A 16,273-nucleotide genomic window follows, 5' to 3' on the forward strand; every position below is an offset into this window, starting at 1 on the left:
AGTCGTCGCTAGACCAGGGGTGTGGGCGGGTGCTCGTTCGGACGTGCGGCCCGACCCGAACCCGCATGTTCATCGGGCACCGTGGCCAGGCGCGGAACCTCGATGCCGAGCCTGGCGGCGTCGGCCGGGGTATCCACATCGTCGCTCAGTGCTTCGGGCAGGTGCAGTTCGTGCAGGGTGAGCCCGCCGATCAGACTCATCACGGACAGGTTCTCCGCCGGCCCCAGTGCGGCGGCCGCGTCGGCGAGGGCCGCGCGCCGGTACAGGGCGAGCAACGGCTGCCGGCGGCCGGCGGCGTCGACGGTGATGACGCCATCCGCGGCCTGGCCGTCGAGTTCGGCCAGGAGCGCCGCCACGGCCTCGCCGGGCCGCACGAGATCGCCGGCCAGCACGACGACCCAGTCGGCATCCGCATCCGCCCCCGCTGCACCGGTCAGCGTCTCCAGACCGGCCACGATCGCCGCCGCCGGGCCACCCCACCGGGGTCGCTCCACGGTTCGCAGCACCGAATCGGGCAGGATGGCGTCGGATCCGACCACGCAGATCCGCCGTGCCCCGGCGGCGGCGGCCAGCACCCCGTCGAGCAGGCTGCGCCCGTGCCAGACCAGTGCTGTCTTGTCGATGCCGCCGAGCCGTCTGGCCCGGCCACCCGCCACAACGATCGCGTCCCACCTGCGGGCTGACGGCGCTTTGGTGTGCATGGGGGTCCTTGTATCGGGGCGGGATCGGGGCGGGTCCGTGGGGCGGGGGTCTGGGGCGCGGCCACGGTACCGCGGCGCATTCAGGCTACCGGCGCAGCGCACGACAAACCGGGACCGGGCCGCGTGATGCCGCCCGATCCCGGATGTGGTGTGCCTGTCTGCCGCCTCGGTCAGAGACGACCCGACTCGACTGACTCAGTCCTTGAGGTAGCCGTTCGGGTTGAGCACGTACTTCGTCGCCGCTCCAGCGTCGAACTCGGCGTACCCGCGCGGGGCATCCTCGAGGCTGATCGGCTGGGCGTGCACGGCCTTGGCGATCTGCACCTTGTCGTGCAGGATCGCCATCATCAGCTGCCGGTTGTACTTCATCACCGGGCACTGACCGGTGGTGAACGACAGCGACTTGGCCCAGCCGGTGCCCAGGCTGATCGACAGTGAACCCACCTTGGCCTCTTCGGTGGCAGCGCCAGGGTCGCCCGTGACGTAGAGCCCGGGAATACCGAGCGCGCCGCCGGCCGCCGTGATCTTCATCAGCGAGTTCAGAACCGTGGCCGGCTTCTCCTTACCGGCGTCCTTGCCGTGGCCGTGCGCCTCGAAGCCCACGGCGTCCACCGCGGCATCCACTTCCGGCACGCCCAGGATCTGCTCGATCTGGTCCTGCGGCTCGCCCTTGGTGAGGTCGATGGTCTCGCAACCGAAGCTGCGGGCCTGCGCGAGGCGATCCGGGTTGAGGTCACCCACGATCACCACGGATGCGCCCAGCAGCTGCGCGGATGCCGCCGCCGCCAGTCCCACCGGTCCGGCGCCGGCGATGTAGGCCGTCGAGCCCACGCCGATCCCTGCGGTGAAGGCGCCGTGGAAGCCGGTCGGGAAGATGTCCGACAGCATGGTGAGGTCGAGGATCTTCTCCAGCGCCTGCTCCCGGTCGGGGAACTTCAGCAGGTTCCAGTCGGCGTAGGGCACGAGCACGTACTGCGACTGCCCGCCGACCCAGCCGCCCATGTCGACGTAGCCGTACGCGCTGCCCGGACGGTCCGGGTTCACGTTCAGGCAGACGCCGGTCTTGCGCTCCTTGCAGTTGCGACAGCGACCGCAGGAGATATTGAACGGGACCGACACGATGTCGCCGACCTTGATGAATTCGACGTCGCGGCCCACTTCGACCACCTCGCCGGTGATCTCGTGGCCGAGCACCAGGCCCATCGGGGCCGTTGTGCGCCCGCGCACCATGTGCTGGTCCGAGCCGCAGATGTTCGTGGTGATGGTTCTCAGGATGACACCGTGCTGAACCTGCCGCCCGACATTCGCCGGGTTGACGCCAGGTCCGTCCTTCAGTTCGAACGTGGGATAGTCGATGTCGATGACGTCGACCTTGCCAGGTCCTTCGTAGGCAACTGCCCTGTTTCCTGCCATTTTGTATCCTCCTTGATACCTGTTGTGACACCTGAACCGGTCGGTTCGCGCTTGTGGCGCACGGCATCCTCAGTGGTGTTTCCCGGTGGTTCGCCCCCCGTCGCCGGCAAGCCGTCGACCGCGCTGGGGCACTCTCCATGGCACTACACGAGACTGGGAATTTCAAGGGTGTACGGAATCCAAAACGTGTGTATCGTGTGTGCGTCGAGCATGCGTTCGCCGGGTGATTCTCCGGTGATTCGCAGGGTGCGATCGGATGCCGCGCGGCGGGTTTCGAGCTATGTCGCGTCGGGTTGTCTAGGGTGGTCCCATGCGAACCCCAGACAACTCCGGTGCCCGCGTGACCGGTGCCCCCTCCGCCGGCCCCACGACATTGCGCACGCTGCTGACCGACAAGCTGGGCTGGCTCGGCCTGCGCAGCGCGCAGATCCTGCTGGCGCTCGCGCTCGTCGGCGTCATCATTTTCATCCTCGTGCAGGTGAAGCTCGTGGTGATCCCGGTGCTGATCGCCATCATCCTGGCCTCAGCGTTGAGCCCGGTGGTCGGCTGGCTTCGCCGCCGCGGGCTGTCGCCGATCGTGGCCACCTGGATCACCCTGCTGGCCGCCATCGTCGTGTTCGGCAGCATCGTGACGCTCATCGTCCTCGCGGTCGAGAACCAGTGGAGCACCCTGTACGAGAACGCCTCGACGGGCATCGACCAGCTGTCGACCTACCTCACCGAGGGACCGCTGGCGATCGACGCCACCCAGCTCGAGGATGCCCGCAACGCCGGCATCGACTTCCTCACCAGCAGCCAGTTCGGCTCCGGCGCGCTCGCCGGGGTCTCGGCCGCCGGTGAGTTCGTCACCGGCCTGGTACTCGTCATCGTGATCCTGTTCTTCTTCCTCAAGGACGGCGACGTCATCTGGGCGTTCTTCCTGCGCCCGTTCCAGGGCGAGCGACTGCAGCGCGGCCGCCGCATCGGCAGGACCTCGGTGCGGGTACTCGGCGGCTACGTGCGAGGCACGGCCATCGTCGCCTTCGTCGACGCGGCCGCGATCGGCATCGGCCTCGCCATCCTCGGGGTGCCGCTGGCCCTGCCGCTGGCCGTCATCGTGTTCCTCACGGCGTTCATCCCGCTGATCGGGGCAACCGTGGCCGGTATCCTCGCCGCGCTCGTGGCCCTCGTCGCCAACGGCTGGGTCGTCGCCCTGATCGTCGTGGGCATCGTGGTGCTGGTCAACCAGCTCGAGGGCAACTTCCTGCAGCCCGTCGTGATGGCGCAGTCGCTCAAACTGCACCCCCTGGTCATCCTCGTGGCCCTCACCGCCGGCACCATCGTGGCCGGCATCATCGGTGCCGTGCTCGCTGTGCCGATCGCCGCCGTGGGCTGGGCCATCGCCAAGACCTGGAACGAGCCGCCGCTCGCCACACAGCCCAAGCTGGCCTAGCCGCGCCGCCGCGCTCGTCCTGAACCGGGCGCGGGCGCGCGGCATTCTCGCGGCAGGTGTTAGTCCCGGCGGCACGTGTTCTTATGCGTGCCACCGGGATTAACTCGTGCCGCGGGGCTTAACCCGTGCCGCGAGCGCGAGGACGCGTCGTCCCGCTCAGCCCTCGAGGCGTTTGGGAGAGCCGGCCTTGAGCGCGGTCTCCTCCACATCGATGAACGCCAGCGCCGAGCGGATGGCCGGCTCCTGGTAGCGCCCCTCCACCCGGGCGGCGAGCACGGCCTCCCGCTCGGCCTCGATCATGGCCCGGCGCAATCGGTTGTACGCGGCCGGCAGCGGCTCCGCGTCATCCGGCGCCGGGTTGTCGAGCGCGTCGGCGAGGAACACCGCGTTGGTGCGCAGCCGGCCGATCACCCGGGCCTCGTCGGCGTCGGTCGCCTCGGCATCCAGCCGGGCCAGTCCGGCGGTCTGCGCCTCGGCGAGGAGCATCTGCGCCTCGATCCGCTCCTGAGACCGGTCCGGCGGCGGCAGGCGCAGCCGGCGGATGATCCACGGCAGCGCGAGTCCCTGCACCAGGGTGCCGACCACAACGATGAACGCGAGAAGCTGCAGGAACTCCCGCTGCGGCGTCTCCGGCGGCAGCAGGAACACCGCCGCGAGGGTGACGACCCCGCGCATCCCCGCGAACGACACCGCCACTCCGGTGCGCCAGCTCCAGCCCCGCTCCCGCAGCCGGCGTGGCCCGTACCGGTAGATCGAGGTGGTGATCGCCATCCACACGAACCGCGACACGAGCAGGGCGGCGAGGATCACCACCGCGATGCCCACGGTGCGCCAGAACCCGGCGCCGGTGAGCATGACGCCCTCGAGGATGGCCTCCAGGTTCAGCCCGATGAACAGGAACACGGCGTTCTCGAGCAGGAACTGGATGGTGCGCCAGTTGATCGACTCCGCGATGCGGGCCTCGGCCGACTGGATCACCGGCGCCCGGTAACCCAGGTACAGGCCGGCGATCACCACCGCCAGCACCCCGGACCCGTGCACGAGCTCACCCAGGATGAACGCGAGATACGGCGTGACGAGAGACAGGCTGGTGTCGAGCACGGGCGCGTGCAAACGCCGCCGAATCATCGCGAGCACGTAACCGACCGCCAGGCCCACGCCCACTCCGCCGACCACTGCCACCGCGAAGTCGCCGGTCACCGAGAGCGGGCTCACCGTGCTCAGGATCGCCGCGATGGCCGCGTTGAGGGCCACCAGGGCGGTGGCGTCGTTGAGCAGGCTCTCACCCTCGAGCACGGTCACCACCCGCCGCGGCAGGCCCAGGCGCCCGGCGATGGCCGTGATCGCCACGGCATCCGTGGGCGCGACGACGGCACCGAACGCGAACGCGGCGGCGAGCGTGATCGCGGGCACCACCAGCCACGCCGTCAGCCCCACCGTCACCACGGTGAAGGCCACCAGCCCCACCGACAGCAGCAGGATGCCGTCCCGCCTGGCCCGCACGTCGACGACCGACGTGCGGATGGCCGCCGCGAACAGCAGCGGAGGCAGCAACCCGTAGAGCACCAGGTCGGGTTCGAGCTCGATGCGCGGCACCGTCGGCAGGAAGGACGCGGCCGCGCCGACCACCACGAGCACGAACGGCGCGGACCAGCCGATCCGCCGGGAGAACCCGGTCACCGTCACGGTGACCACGACGAACGCGACAATCCAGACGATGGTGCTGACAGGGTCCATAGCGACAATTATGCGCAGCCGGGCGCCGTGGCGGGGGATCCGGCGGCGGGTATCCCTGGACGCGCCGGCGGGCGGCAGGTTTGGCATGGCAGGTTCGGCATGGCAGGTTCGGCATTGCCGGTTCGCGAGTTGACGCCTACGATCCCCAGCACACGCGAGGACGCGAGCACGCGAGGAGGCGGGGCGCACATGGCCGTGAGCACTCTCAAGGAGATCGTCGATCGTGCCTTCGCCGAGAAATACGGCGTTCCCGCGATCAACATCGTGAACGACCTGACCATGGAGGCCGTGCTCGCCGGAGCGGTCGAGGCCCGCTCCCCGGTGATCGTGCAGACCTCGGTGAAGACCGTCAAGTCGATCGGTGCCGACGTTCTGTTCGCCATGTGGGCGGCCATGACCGCGGGCATCGAGGTGCCCGTTGCGCTGCACCTGGATCACTGCCCCGACCGTGACGTGATCACCGAATGCCTCACACGCGGCTGGAACTCGGTGCTGTTCGACGCGTCCACCCTGCCGGTGGAGGAGAACCAGCGCCAGACCATCGAGGTGGTGCGCCAGGCCCGCAGCTTCGGCGCTCACGTGGAGGGCGAGATCGAGTCGATCACGGGTGTGGAAGACGGCGTGGGCAGCGACACCGAGGCGGCCAGGCAGAGCCTGGCCGTGTCGCTCAGGTTCATCGAGGCCACCGGGGTCGACGTGTTCGCGCCCGCGATCGGCAACGCCCACGGCGTGTACAAGCGGGAGCCGGTGCTCGACTTCGAGCGGGTGAGCGACCTCGTCGCGGCGCATCCGATCCCCATTGCTCTGCACGGTGGCAGCGGCATGACGGATGCCCAGTTCACCGACCTGATCGGTCGCGGCTGCGCCAAGGTGAACATCTCCACCGCGCTCAAGATCACCTACATGAAATCGAACCTGTCCTTCCTCACGGATGCCCAGGCCCGCGACAAGTGGGACCCGCCGTCGCTGTTCGCCAAGGTGCGCACCGACATCGTCTCCCTCACCACGGGCCTCGCCGAGCAGTTCGGCAGCGCGGGGAAGGCCTGAGATGCCCGCACTGATCTTCGACTGCGACGGGGTGCTCGCCGACACCGAACGGGACGGCCACCTGCCGGCGTTCAACCAGACCTTCGACGAGTTCGGGGTGCCCGTGCACTGGAGCGACGCCGACTACGCCGAGAAGGTGAAGATCGGCGGCGGCAAGGAGCGCATGGCCAGCATCCTCACCCCGGCGTTCGCGCGTTCGCTCGACCTGCCGCACGACCCGGTCGGCCGGGCCGCGACCCTCCAGCAATGGCACAGGCGCAAGACCGCCATCTACACCGAACGTGTCGCCGCGGGGGTGCTGCCGGCGCGGCCGGGCATCCGGCGGCTGGCGGATGCCGCGGCAACCGCCGGCTGGATGCTCGCCGTGGCGTCCACCTCGGCGGAGGCCTCGGTGCGGGCGGTGCTCGAGCACGCTGTCGGGCCCGACCTGGCGGCCCGGTTCCACGTGTTCGCCGGAGACATCGTGCCCGCTAAGAAACCGGCCCCCGACATCTACCTGCACGCGCTGCGGGAACTGGGACTGGACCCGGCCGAGACCCTGGTGATCGAGGACAGCGAGAACGGGCTCAGGGCGGCGCTCGCCGCCGGGCTCACCGCCCTCGTGACGGTGAGCAGTTACACGGTGCACGAAGACTTCGACGGGGCCGCCCTGGTGGTGACCTCGCTCGGCGACCCGGAGGGGCCGGTCGCCGGGATTCTGAGCGACCCGGCCGGCATCCGCCCCGGGCCGTACGTCACGCTGGCGGACCTCGGCCGGATCCTCGGCCTGCCCGACCCCGACCCGCACCCCCAGACGAACGCCGACCCGGCGCCCACAGAGAGCGAGACACCCATGACCGGCCTGGCAGACACCGAATTCGTCGTGCGCAGCATCGCCCAGACGGCGGTGGACAACGAGAAGGAGTTCGGCGACCTCGACGCCGTCGTCGGCGACGGTGACTTCGGCTACTCCCTCGCCCGGGGCTTCGAGATCGTGCTGGCCGACTGGGACGGCTTCGACCGCAGCAGCCCGAGCGCGTTCCTGCAGAAGGTGGGCATGGTCATCTCCGGGCGCATCGGCGGCACCTCCGGCCCGCTCTGGGGCACCGCGTTCCTGCGGGCGTCGATCGCCGTCAAGGGCAGGGACTCCGTGAGCGGCAGCGACGCCGTGGCCATGCTCCGAAGCGCCATCGACGGCATCAAGGCCCGCGGCAACTCCGATGTGGGCGACAAGACCCTGCTCGACGCCCTCGTACCGATGACGGATGCCCTCGCGGAGGAGGTCGCCACCGGCACCGACGCGCCCGCCACGCTGCGCCGCCTGGCCGCGGTGGCCCGGCGCAGTTCGGATGAGACCGCCATGCTGCAGGCTCGCCGCGGCCGGGCCAGCTACACGGGGGAGCGCAGCATCGGCTCGCCCGACCCGGGCGCGGTGGCTGTGGCCGTGATCCTGGAACGGCTCAGCGCCGAGTGGGACGCCAGGGTGCGCTCCTCCGCGGGTTCGCAGGGCGCCGCCGAGCGCCCGACGAGCCACACCGAATGACCAAGCCACAGCGACCGAGCCACACCGACCAGGCCGCACCGACCGAGCCGCACCGACCAGGCCGCACCGACCGAGCCGCACCGACCGAGCACCGCATCGTCACAGACCGCATCGCTACAGAGAGGGAGCCATGAAGAAATTCGTCAATGACCCGAAGCAGTACGTTCCGGAGATGCTCAAGGGCATCGCGCTCGCCAACCCGGATACCCTCCGGTACGTGCCCGCGTACAACCTGATCATGCGCGCCGACGGCCCCAACCCCGACAAGGTGTCGATCATCCAGGGGTCCGGCTCCGGCCACGAACCGGCGCACGTCATGACGGTGGGCAAGGGCATGCTCGACGCCGCGTGTCCGGGCGACGTGTTCTCGGCGCCGCCGATGGACTACGTCTACGAGACCACCAAGCTGCTGGCCTCGCCCAAGGGCGTGCTGCTGCTGGTGAACAACTACACCGGCGACCGGATGGCCTTCGAGATGGCGCAGGAGCTCAGCGCCGCCGACGGAGTGAACGTGAAGACCCTGTTCATCGACGATGACGTCGCCGTGCAGGACTCCACCTACACGGTGGGGCGGCGCGGGGTGGCCGGCAACTTCTTCGTGATGAAGGCCGTGGGCGCCGCCGCCGAACAGGGCGCCGACCTCGACGAGCTGATCCGGATCGGGCAGAAGGTCGACAGCGTCACCCGCACCATGGGCATCGCCCTCACCTCGTGCACCCCGCCGGCGAAGGGGTCGCCGTTGTTCGAACTCGGTGAGGACGAGATCGAGGTGGGCGTGGGCATCCACGGCGAACCCGGCCGGCGCCGCGCCAAGCTCACCAGCGCGAACGAGATGACCGACGAGCTGCTGGATGCCGTCGTCAACGACCTGCCCTATGTGGCCGGCGACCGGGTGGCGCTGATGATCAACGGGCTGGGCGGCACGCCGATCAGCGAGCTGTACATCCTGTTCGGACGGGCGCACGATCGGCTGACCGAGCTGGGGATCACGGTGGGCCGCAGCTACGTGGGTGAGTACTGCACCTCACTCGACATGGCCGGGGCGTCCCTCACCCTGGTGCGGCTCGACGACGAGATCGAGGCGCTGCTCGAAGCGCCGGCCGAGATCGCCGCACACGTGTTCTGAGGCCGGCCCCGGCGCCGCCCTGGAGGCGCCGGGGTGATGACTCCGTGTGAGCCGGGACGCTCGCGCGGGGCGGTGGCCGAGCGCACCGGTTCCTGGACCGGTCGACTCGGCCATCGTGTCGGTGGTGCTGCAGCCCTGTACCGTGATGGTGCCGTGCCGGTACTCTGTGGGCATGAGTGAGACTCCCAATGACTGGTCAGACACGGTTTTCGCCTTCGATGCGGCCACCAGGTGGTTCGTCTCGGTGACAGCGGGCATCGCCGAGCGGGCGGCGGGCGACCCGGCGGTTTGGGCAGAGGTGGGCCTGGGCGAGTGGACGGTGCGCGACCTCGTCGGGCACACCAGCCGCGCCCTCTCCACCATCGAGACCTACCTCGACCTCGCGGCCGAGGAGGATGCCGCCGGCGTGGCCGCACCCGTTGAGGTGACCTCGCCCGCGGCCTACTTCGAGCGGGCGCTCGCCGCGGGCACCCCGGAGATCATCGCGCAACGAGGCCGCGAGACCGCAGCGACCCTCGGTGCCGAGCCGGCCAGGGCCGTCGCGGCGCTCGCCGCCCGGGTGCTGGCCCGGGTGGCCACCCTCGACGGCGCCGAGCCGGCGGAGACGCCGGCCGGGCGCATCCGCATCGCCGAGTACCTGCCGTCGCGCACGCTGGAGCTCACCGTGCACACCAGCGACCTGCTGCAGAGCCAGGGGGTGCCGGCCGCCGAGCAGACCGTGCCGGAACCCGCCGCCGCCGCGACCCTGCACGTGCTCGCCGACCTGGCCGCCCAGAAGGGCGTCTCCGCTCCGCTGCTTCGCGCCGTCACCGGCCGGGCGCCGCTGCCCGCCGGCTTCACGGTGCTCTGAGCCGCCCGCCAGGTTCGGACTGGCCCGATTTCGCTAGTTGGAGGGCCCTGCACACTAGCGAAAGTGGGCCAGTCCCGCCAGGGCGTGAGGTGACTGGCCCGAATTTGCTAGTGGGAGGGCGGTGCGGATTAGCGAAAGTGGGCCAGTCGCGCCAGTCGCGCCAGTCGCGCCAGTCATGCCAGACGGGCCAGTCACCCCAGTCGGGCCAGTCGGGCCAGTCGGGCCAGACGGGCCGGTCAGGCCAGGGCGGCGGCCTCGTGCGCCTGGCGGGCGGCGTCGAGGGCGTCGAGCGTCTCGGCGAGGCGGGCGAGCACGGCGTCCTGGTCGTCCAGCCACTCCGGCATCCACACCCGCTCCACCGCGGGCCAGCCCATCAGCCGGGAGAGCACCTCGACGGGCAGGCCATCGCGGTCGGAGACTGTGCGGCGGGCGGCCCAGCTGGGGCCGTCGAGCAGCACGGCCATAACCGGATGCTCCGGGGCCCCGCCGGTGGCCACGCTGAGGTCCACCCGGAAGTCGGACAGTCCCACGTCCGTCTGCACGGCGTAGCCGCGCTCGCGCAGGGCCTGGGCGATCTCCTCCCGGTGCCGGTCCAGCGCCCCGGACTGGCGCAGCGGGCTGGCGAGCCCGTCCGAGCCGCCCGCGGCCAGGTCGAGGTAGGCGCGCAGGTCCTTCACCCCGGCCGAGATGGTCTCCTCCGCGCGCAGATCGGCGGGCGCGAAGCTGCTGAACACGATCACCTGACGCCGGGCCCTGGTGATCGCCACGTTCAGGCGGCGCTCGCCGCCCGGCAGGTTGAGCGGGCCGAAGTTCAGCGGCAGCCGGCCGGAGGCATCTGCGCTGAACGCCGTGGAGAACAGGATGGTGTCGCGTTCGTCACCCTGCACATTCTCGAGGTTCTTCACGAACAGGCCGTCGGTCTCGCTCTCCAGCGCGTGCACGATGCGGTCCTCGCCACTGTCGCGCAGGCTCCCCTCGATGAGGGCCCGCTGCTGCACGTTGAAGGTGATCACGCCGATCGACGGCACGCCCTCGGGATCGGCCGCGAACCTGGCGACGATCTCGGCCACGATGGCCTCGGCCTCGACGGGGTTGGTGCGCAGGTTCTTGCCCTTCCCGCTGCGCAGGAAGGTGCCGTCGACCCGGCGGAGGCTGACGCCATAGCCGGCGGCGCCCGCAGCGTCGGCGGGGGCATCCGTGCCCGCAGCGTGATGCGGCGCCGGGAACGAGGAGAGCCGGTCGCGGTAGTAGGCCCGGTTGCTGAACGCGATCAGCGACTCGTCCTGGCTGCGGTAGTGCCAGGAGAGCCACTTGCTGGGCACCTGCGCCTGCACGCACTCGGAGAGGATCGACTCCTCGTCGCGTACGAACTCGAGGGTGTCACCGTCGTCGTCGCCGGCGCCGATGGCGGACTCGGCGAACGAGGTGGGTGGCATTTGCTTGCTGTCGCCCACCACGACCACCGAGCGGGCTCGGCCCATGGCGCCGACGGCGTCTGACACCCGCACCTGGGAGGCCTCGTCGAAGACCACGATGTCGAACAGGCCGGCCTGGGCGGGGAAGAACCTGGCCACGGACTCCGGGCTCATCAGCATGCAGGGCATGATGTCGGTGATCAGGTCGCCGAACTCGTGCATGAGTTCGCGCACGCCCATGCCGCCGCGCTGCCGGTCGAGCTGGCGTTTGAGCAGGCCGAGGCGCGCGGTCGTGTCGGTGTCGGGGGCTGTCCCGGGGGTCGCGCCGTCGGCGTCGGCCGCGGCCCCGATGCTGCGCCGCCGCAGCACGCTGTACGGGATGAAGGTGGGCAGGTGCCGGCGCACCGCCCCGGACGACGTGGTGAAGCGGGTGATCGACCGGTTCTGTGCGGCCGCGTCGAACTGGTCGAGGGTGGTGGCCGAGCCGCGTTCGGCCACGGATGCGTCGGCGAGCCCCTTCTCCAACGCCAGTCCGGCGTCGTCGGCGTCGACCTCGCCGCGGAGCACCGCGGTGTGCGCGGCCGTGAGCCCGAGCCGGGTGAGCGGCTCGAGGTGCTCGAGCAGCGCCACCCAGCGGCTGAGGGAGGGCAGCCCGGGCGCCTGGGCGTCCCGTTCGCCGGCGCCGCGCGACCAGACCGACACGAGACCACCGCCGGCAGCCCAGCCGGCGACGGCGGCCGGGCCGGCCCCTGTCGCCGTCATCACGGCCTGCAGCGCGAGCAGGGCACGATTCAGAGCGGTGGAGAGCGGCACATCCGGTTCGGGGGTGCGCTCGAGGTAGTCGCGCAGCGCGGCCACGAAGTCGGCGCCGAGCTCCCGGTGTCCGGAGGCGACGGTGCCGCCCGCCCAGCGCAGCCAGGCGAGGCGGGTGCCCAGCTCGTCGCGGCCGGTGTGGTCGGCGTCGCCGACCAGCGGGTTCCAGCCGTCGTCGATGCTCACGCCGTCCACGGCGCGCACCTGGGCGCGCAGTGCCTGCAACTGAGCCTGGCTGTCGGCGAGCTGACCGGTCACGGTGGAGAGGGTGCCGAGGGACAGCTTGGCGCCGGGCCTGAGGTCGGCGGCCAGCCGGGCGAGCACGGCCTTCCGGCGGCCGCGGCGGCCGAAGAAGCCCGAGGCATCCGCCGCCTGCGCGTCGCGGTGAATCGCCGCGGCGTCCAGTCGCAGCGCGCCGGGCTCGAGCACGGTCAGCGCCGGATGCGCCGCCTGCGCGAACGCGGCCGTGGCCGATTCGGCGGCCTCGGCTGCCGCGGCCCAGGCCGGGGTGCGGGTGTCGTCGAGGATACTCAGCGGCACCCGGTCGGCGGCGGCGAGGCTGCTCAGGGTGACGAATTCGGTGGGGCTCGCGCACGCGGCCACCACGGCGGCGGCCGCTGCGCTCGGGCCGGCCGGGTCGTCGGCGCGGGGGAGCCCGGCCAGCGCCTCGTCGAGCGCGGCCGCGGCCCGGGCCACCGTCACCAGGTCCAGCGGGTGGGCGGGCGGCTCGGTCACGAACGCCCACGGATGCTGCGGCCGAGGCCGCACCGGATCGGTCACGTCCGGCAGGTCCCGCAGCATCCGCCGCAGCAGGGCCAGCTCGTCGGCCGTGATGCGCGCGGGCAGGTCGGCGGACAGAGGCAGCGCGCGCACGTCATCGTCGGCGGTGAGCTGCGCGGTGCGGGCGGAGTAGAACGACAGTCCGGCCCCGTTCTGCTCGTGCAGCCGGTCGGTGTACCTGGCCAGGCTGCGCCGGGCGGTGCCGAGCACGTCGAGGTCGTTCTTGAGGCCCTGGCCGTCCACGGTCACGGCGTGCTCGAGCGCCAGCCGGATCTGGGCGCGCACGGCGGCCGGCTTGGTGGCCTTATCGTGCAGGTCGAGCGCGAACGGGCCCATGCCCACCTCGGTCAGGCGGGCCTGCACCACCTGCAGCGCGGCACGTTTCTCGGCCACGAACAGCACCTTCTTGCCCTCGTACACGGCGCGGGTGAGCAGATTGGTGATGGTCTGCGACTTGCCGGTGCCCGGAGGGCCCTCGAGCACGAAGGTGCGCTCGGCGATGGCCTCGGCCACCGCGGCGAGCTGCGACGAGTCGCCCGGCACCGGGCATTCGGCGCCGAGAGCGTCGAGATCGGCCGGTTCCGGCAGCGGCACCGGGTCGACGAACGGCTGGGTGGGTGTGTGCACGAGGTGGTTCACCAGGGAGTTCTCCGCCAGGGTCTGCCAGTTCTCGTCGAGGTCCTTCCACAGCCGGAACTTCGCGAACTGCAGGATCGACAGGTCGAGGGTCTCCTCGACGCGGAACGGCAGGCCCGCGGCCAGCAGGGCCTCGCGGGTGGCCCGGAACGCGCCGGCCAGGTCGATCCCGGCGGCGTCGTCGGCCGGGCTGGCCAGCCCGGGGATGCTGAGATTGTGCTGCTGGCGCAGCCTCTCGAGCAGGCAGTAGTTGGGCGTGGACGTGCCGGCCTCGTCGAGCCGCACCCTGTAGTCGCCGCCCCGGCCGGCCGGTTCGAGCACAACGGGCACGAGCACCAGGGGGCTGCGCAGCTCCCGGTCGTTCACGGTCCAGACCAGCGACCCGAAGGCCAGGTACAGATTGTTGGCGCCGGTCTCCTGCACCACGGTGCGGGCCTTGTAGGCCAGAGCGCGCAGCCGGGTGGCGTAGGCGGTGTCGGTGACGTCCGCGTACACGGCGCGCTTGTCGGCGAGCACCGCCGCCAGCTGGTCGGCGGGCAGATCCCGGCCGAACCGGATGCCGCGCTCCCGGTCGGTCGTCGCCATCCGGTCGGAGGGCAGCAGGGTCAGCCCGGTGCCGCCGGTGATGAGGTCTTCGACATCGGCGAGGTGCTGGTCGGGCACGGTGAGCGCGAGGGCGCCGCGCTCGGTGAAGTTGATCAGCCGGTTGCGCAGGCTGAGGTCGAGCAGGGCGTTCTTCCACTGGTCGATCCGGGGCGGGGTTACCCGGGGAGGTGTGACGTCGGCGGCGACGGGCGCCGGGGCATCCGTCACCTGGGCCGTGCTGGCGGGCGCGGCCGGCCCGCCGGGCACGGCTGCGGCCGGCCGGTACTCGGTGACCAGCACGGTGCCGTCACCGGCCACGGTGCGGGCGGGCAGCGGCAGGATGTGCGTGCGTCGCGCCTGCACCACGTCGACGACGCCGATCACGCTGTCGAGGTCGCTCAGCCACTCCACCCGGGGGGAGCGCTGCGCCTGCGCGAAGGTGACCGGGCTGCCGGCGCCGTGATTGGTGACCTGGGTGGTCTCGACGAGCCGGATCAGGTCGAGGTCGAGAAGGTTGATCACCTCGGCCACGTCGGTGAGCGCAGGCGCCCCGAGGGTCTCCTCCTCGCGCCAGTAGCCGAGGAACGCATGCCCGTCGACCACCCAGAGCAGGGGGTGCAGCCCGGCCTGTTCGAGGGCCGCGGCCATCACCACGACGGTGTCGAGGCAGGTGCCGACCCCACCGGACGCGCCGCCGGCGGCGACGGTGCCGAGCACCTCGCCGGGCGTGCGCACCTTCTGTCCGTCGTCGACCCAGCTGGCCGGCGGGGTGGCATACCGGATGCCGCGGGCCCGCATGGCCACGAAGATCGCCTCGACCACCTGGTCCACCCGTTCCGCGCCGGACTGGTAGCCGGGCATCGATGCCGATCCCGTGCGGGCCTCCAGCAGTGCGGCGGCCTCGCCCAGCAGTACGGCGACCTCGGGGTGGTTCGGCAGCACGTGCGCCGAGAGCATCTCCAGGGCCAGGTCCACCGGCTGGGCGATCCACTGCTGGGCGGCGAGCAGCTGGATCGGCTCGGCGGCCTCGGCCACGACGGTGCCGTCCACGAGCAGGCTGGCGTGGATCGTCGCCGGACGTTGCTCCTCGATGAGAAGCATGGCGGCGGGGTCGACGGTGAGGGATACATCCGTGAAGGTGGCGGTGCGTTCGGCGGCGAGGTCGACGAGCAGGTCACGCGCGGTGCCGACGGTATCGCCGGCACTCAGCACCTCGAGCCGCAACACGGCCTCCCGCCGGGCCGGTCCGCGGTTGTCGACACCCACCCGGCCCACCACGTTGATGCGGTTGTGCGCGAGGGCGTAGCTGAGCACGGGAGTCACAGTGAGCGACAGGGAGATGTCAGTGGAGGGAGGTGCGGCCACGGTGGAGTTCGAGGAAGTGGTACCGGTGGTGGGTGAGTCGGGAGCGGTCGATTCCGGCCGAGTCGATTCCGGCCGAGTCGATTCCGGAGGAGTGGAGCCCGGCGCGGTCGGTTCCGGGCTGGTCGGTTCCGTGTCGGTCGATGGCATCGGGCGCTCCTCATGTCGTGCGGGTTGGTGCATGTGCTCTTGTCCCCCGCGCGGGGGACCATTCAATCATCGGCGCGTGGGTACCTGTCCCGAGGGAACCCGCGCGTGCGGTGTGTCACGCCTCGCGGCCCGCTTTAAGTCTCGCGGCACGCATTAGGTACGCGAATAGCTAGTGCCGCGGGATCTCAATAGTGCCGCGAGCGAACTAACTAGTGCCACGAGCATGAACTAGTGCCGCGAAGCGAGCAGCAGATGCGACGGCGCGGAGCCTTCACTGCGGCGGGGGAGGAACCCCGATCCGGCAGGGGGAGTCCAACTCTGCTAAGATCTTGAGGTTGCCGTTCAACGGCCGCGGATAAAGAGAGCTCAGGCATTCTGCCCCGAGCACCGCGCAGTGAGAGAAAGGGGATCCCATCTATGGCACTCGAAGCTAATGCTAAGAAGGCGATCATCGAAAAGTACGCTACCCACCCAGGCGACACGGGTTCCCCCGAAGTCCAGATTGCTATGCTCACGCAGCGCATTCTCGACCTCACGGAGCACCTCAAAGAGCACAAGCACGACCACCACTCGCGTCGTGGCCTGCTCCTCCTGGTTGGTCAGCGTCGCCGCTTGCTCGGCTACCTGTCCGACGTGGACATCAACCGTTACCGCTCGCTCATCGAGCGTCTCGGCCTGCGCCGCTAGGTAGTAGCCGAATGGTT

General features: G+C 70.8%; 10 protein-coding genes. 6 read left to right on the top strand and 4 right to left on the bottom strand.

Annotated elements, in window-relative coordinates:
• Positions 1-8: 8 nt before the first annotated feature.
• Positions 9-701, bottom strand: coding sequence for an NTP transferase domain-containing protein (locus BJQ94_RS06025; protein ID WP_275875570.1), 693 nt, complete (start codon positions 699-701; stop codon positions 9-11).
• A 195-nt stretch (positions 702-896) separates the two neighbouring features.
• On the bottom strand, positions 897-2,114 hold the full coding sequence (fdhA, locus tag BJQ94_RS06030) for a formaldehyde dehydrogenase, glutathione-independent (protein ID WP_265397965.1): 1,218 nt from the start codon (positions 2,112-2,114) through the stop codon (positions 897-899).
• Between the two features lie 310 nt (positions 2,115-2,424).
• Here fdhA and BJQ94_RS06035 point away from each other — a divergent pair, with 310 nt between their 5' ends.
• On the top strand, positions 2,425-3,546 hold the full coding sequence (locus tag BJQ94_RS06035) for an AI-2E family transporter (RefSeq protein ID WP_265397964.1): 1,122 nt from the start codon (positions 2,425-2,427) through the stop codon (positions 3,544-3,546).
• Positions 3,547-3,702: 156 nt separating this feature from the next.
• Here the strand turns inward: BJQ94_RS06035 and BJQ94_RS06040 are convergent, their stop codons facing one another.
• Positions 3,703-5,283: a Na+/H+ antiporter gene (locus tag BJQ94_RS06040; protein ID WP_265397963.1), complete on the bottom strand. Its 1,581-nt coding sequence runs from the start codon at positions 5,281-5,283 to the stop codon at positions 3,703-3,705.
• Positions 5,284-5,472: 189 nt separating this feature from the next.
• Between BJQ94_RS06040 and BJQ94_RS06045 the strand changes: the two genes are divergently transcribed.
• From BJQ94_RS06045 to BJQ94_RS06060, 4 genes are all read left to right on the top strand, one after another.
• A complete protein-coding gene (locus tag BJQ94_RS06045; RefSeq protein ID WP_265397962.1) occupies positions 5,473-6,330 on the top strand; it encodes a class II fructose-bisphosphate aldolase in 858 nt (285 codons plus the stop codon).
• A gap of 1 nt (position 6,331) precedes the next feature.
• On the top strand, positions 6,332-7,852 hold the full coding sequence (dhaL, locus tag BJQ94_RS06050; RefSeq protein WP_265397961.1) for a dihydroxyacetone kinase subunit DhaL: 1,521 nt from the start codon (positions 6,332-6,334) through the stop codon (positions 7,850-7,852).
• A gap of 130 nt (positions 7,853-7,982) precedes the next feature.
• Positions 7,983-8,978 (top strand): dihydroxyacetone kinase subunit DhaK, encoded by a 996-nt coding sequence (gene dhaK / locus BJQ94_RS06055; RefSeq protein ID WP_265397960.1) that lies wholly within the window; start codon positions 7,983-7,985, stop codon positions 8,976-8,978.
• Positions 8,979-9,150: 172 nt separating this feature from the next.
• The gene (locus BJQ94_RS06060; protein WP_265397959.1) at positions 9,151-9,828 is read left to right on the top strand and encodes a maleylpyruvate isomerase N-terminal domain-containing protein; all 678 of its coding nucleotides are present in this window, start codon (positions 9,151-9,153) and stop codon (positions 9,826-9,828) included.
• Between the two features lie 236 nt (positions 9,829-10,064).
• On the opposite strand, the gene BJQ94_RS06065 is transcribed toward BJQ94_RS06060, so the two are convergent.
• A complete protein-coding gene (locus BJQ94_RS06065; protein ID WP_265397958.1) occupies positions 10,065-15,422 on the bottom strand; it encodes a DUF4011 domain-containing protein in 5,358 nt (1,785 codons plus the stop codon).
• Positions 15,423-15,986: 564 nt separating this feature from the next.
• On the opposite strand from BJQ94_RS06065, the gene rpsO reads away from it, so the two are divergent.
• A complete protein-coding gene (rpsO, locus tag BJQ94_RS06070; protein ID WP_066594293.1) occupies positions 15,987-16,256 on the top strand; it encodes a 30S ribosomal protein S15 in 270 nt (89 codons plus the stop codon).
• The last annotated feature ends 17 nt before the right edge of the window (positions 16,257-16,273 follow it).

The sequence above is a fragment of the Cryobacterium sp. SO2 genome, assembly GCF_026151165.2.
Taxonomy (GTDB): Bacteria; Actinomycetota; Actinomycetes; order Actinomycetales; family Microbacteriaceae; genus Cryobacterium.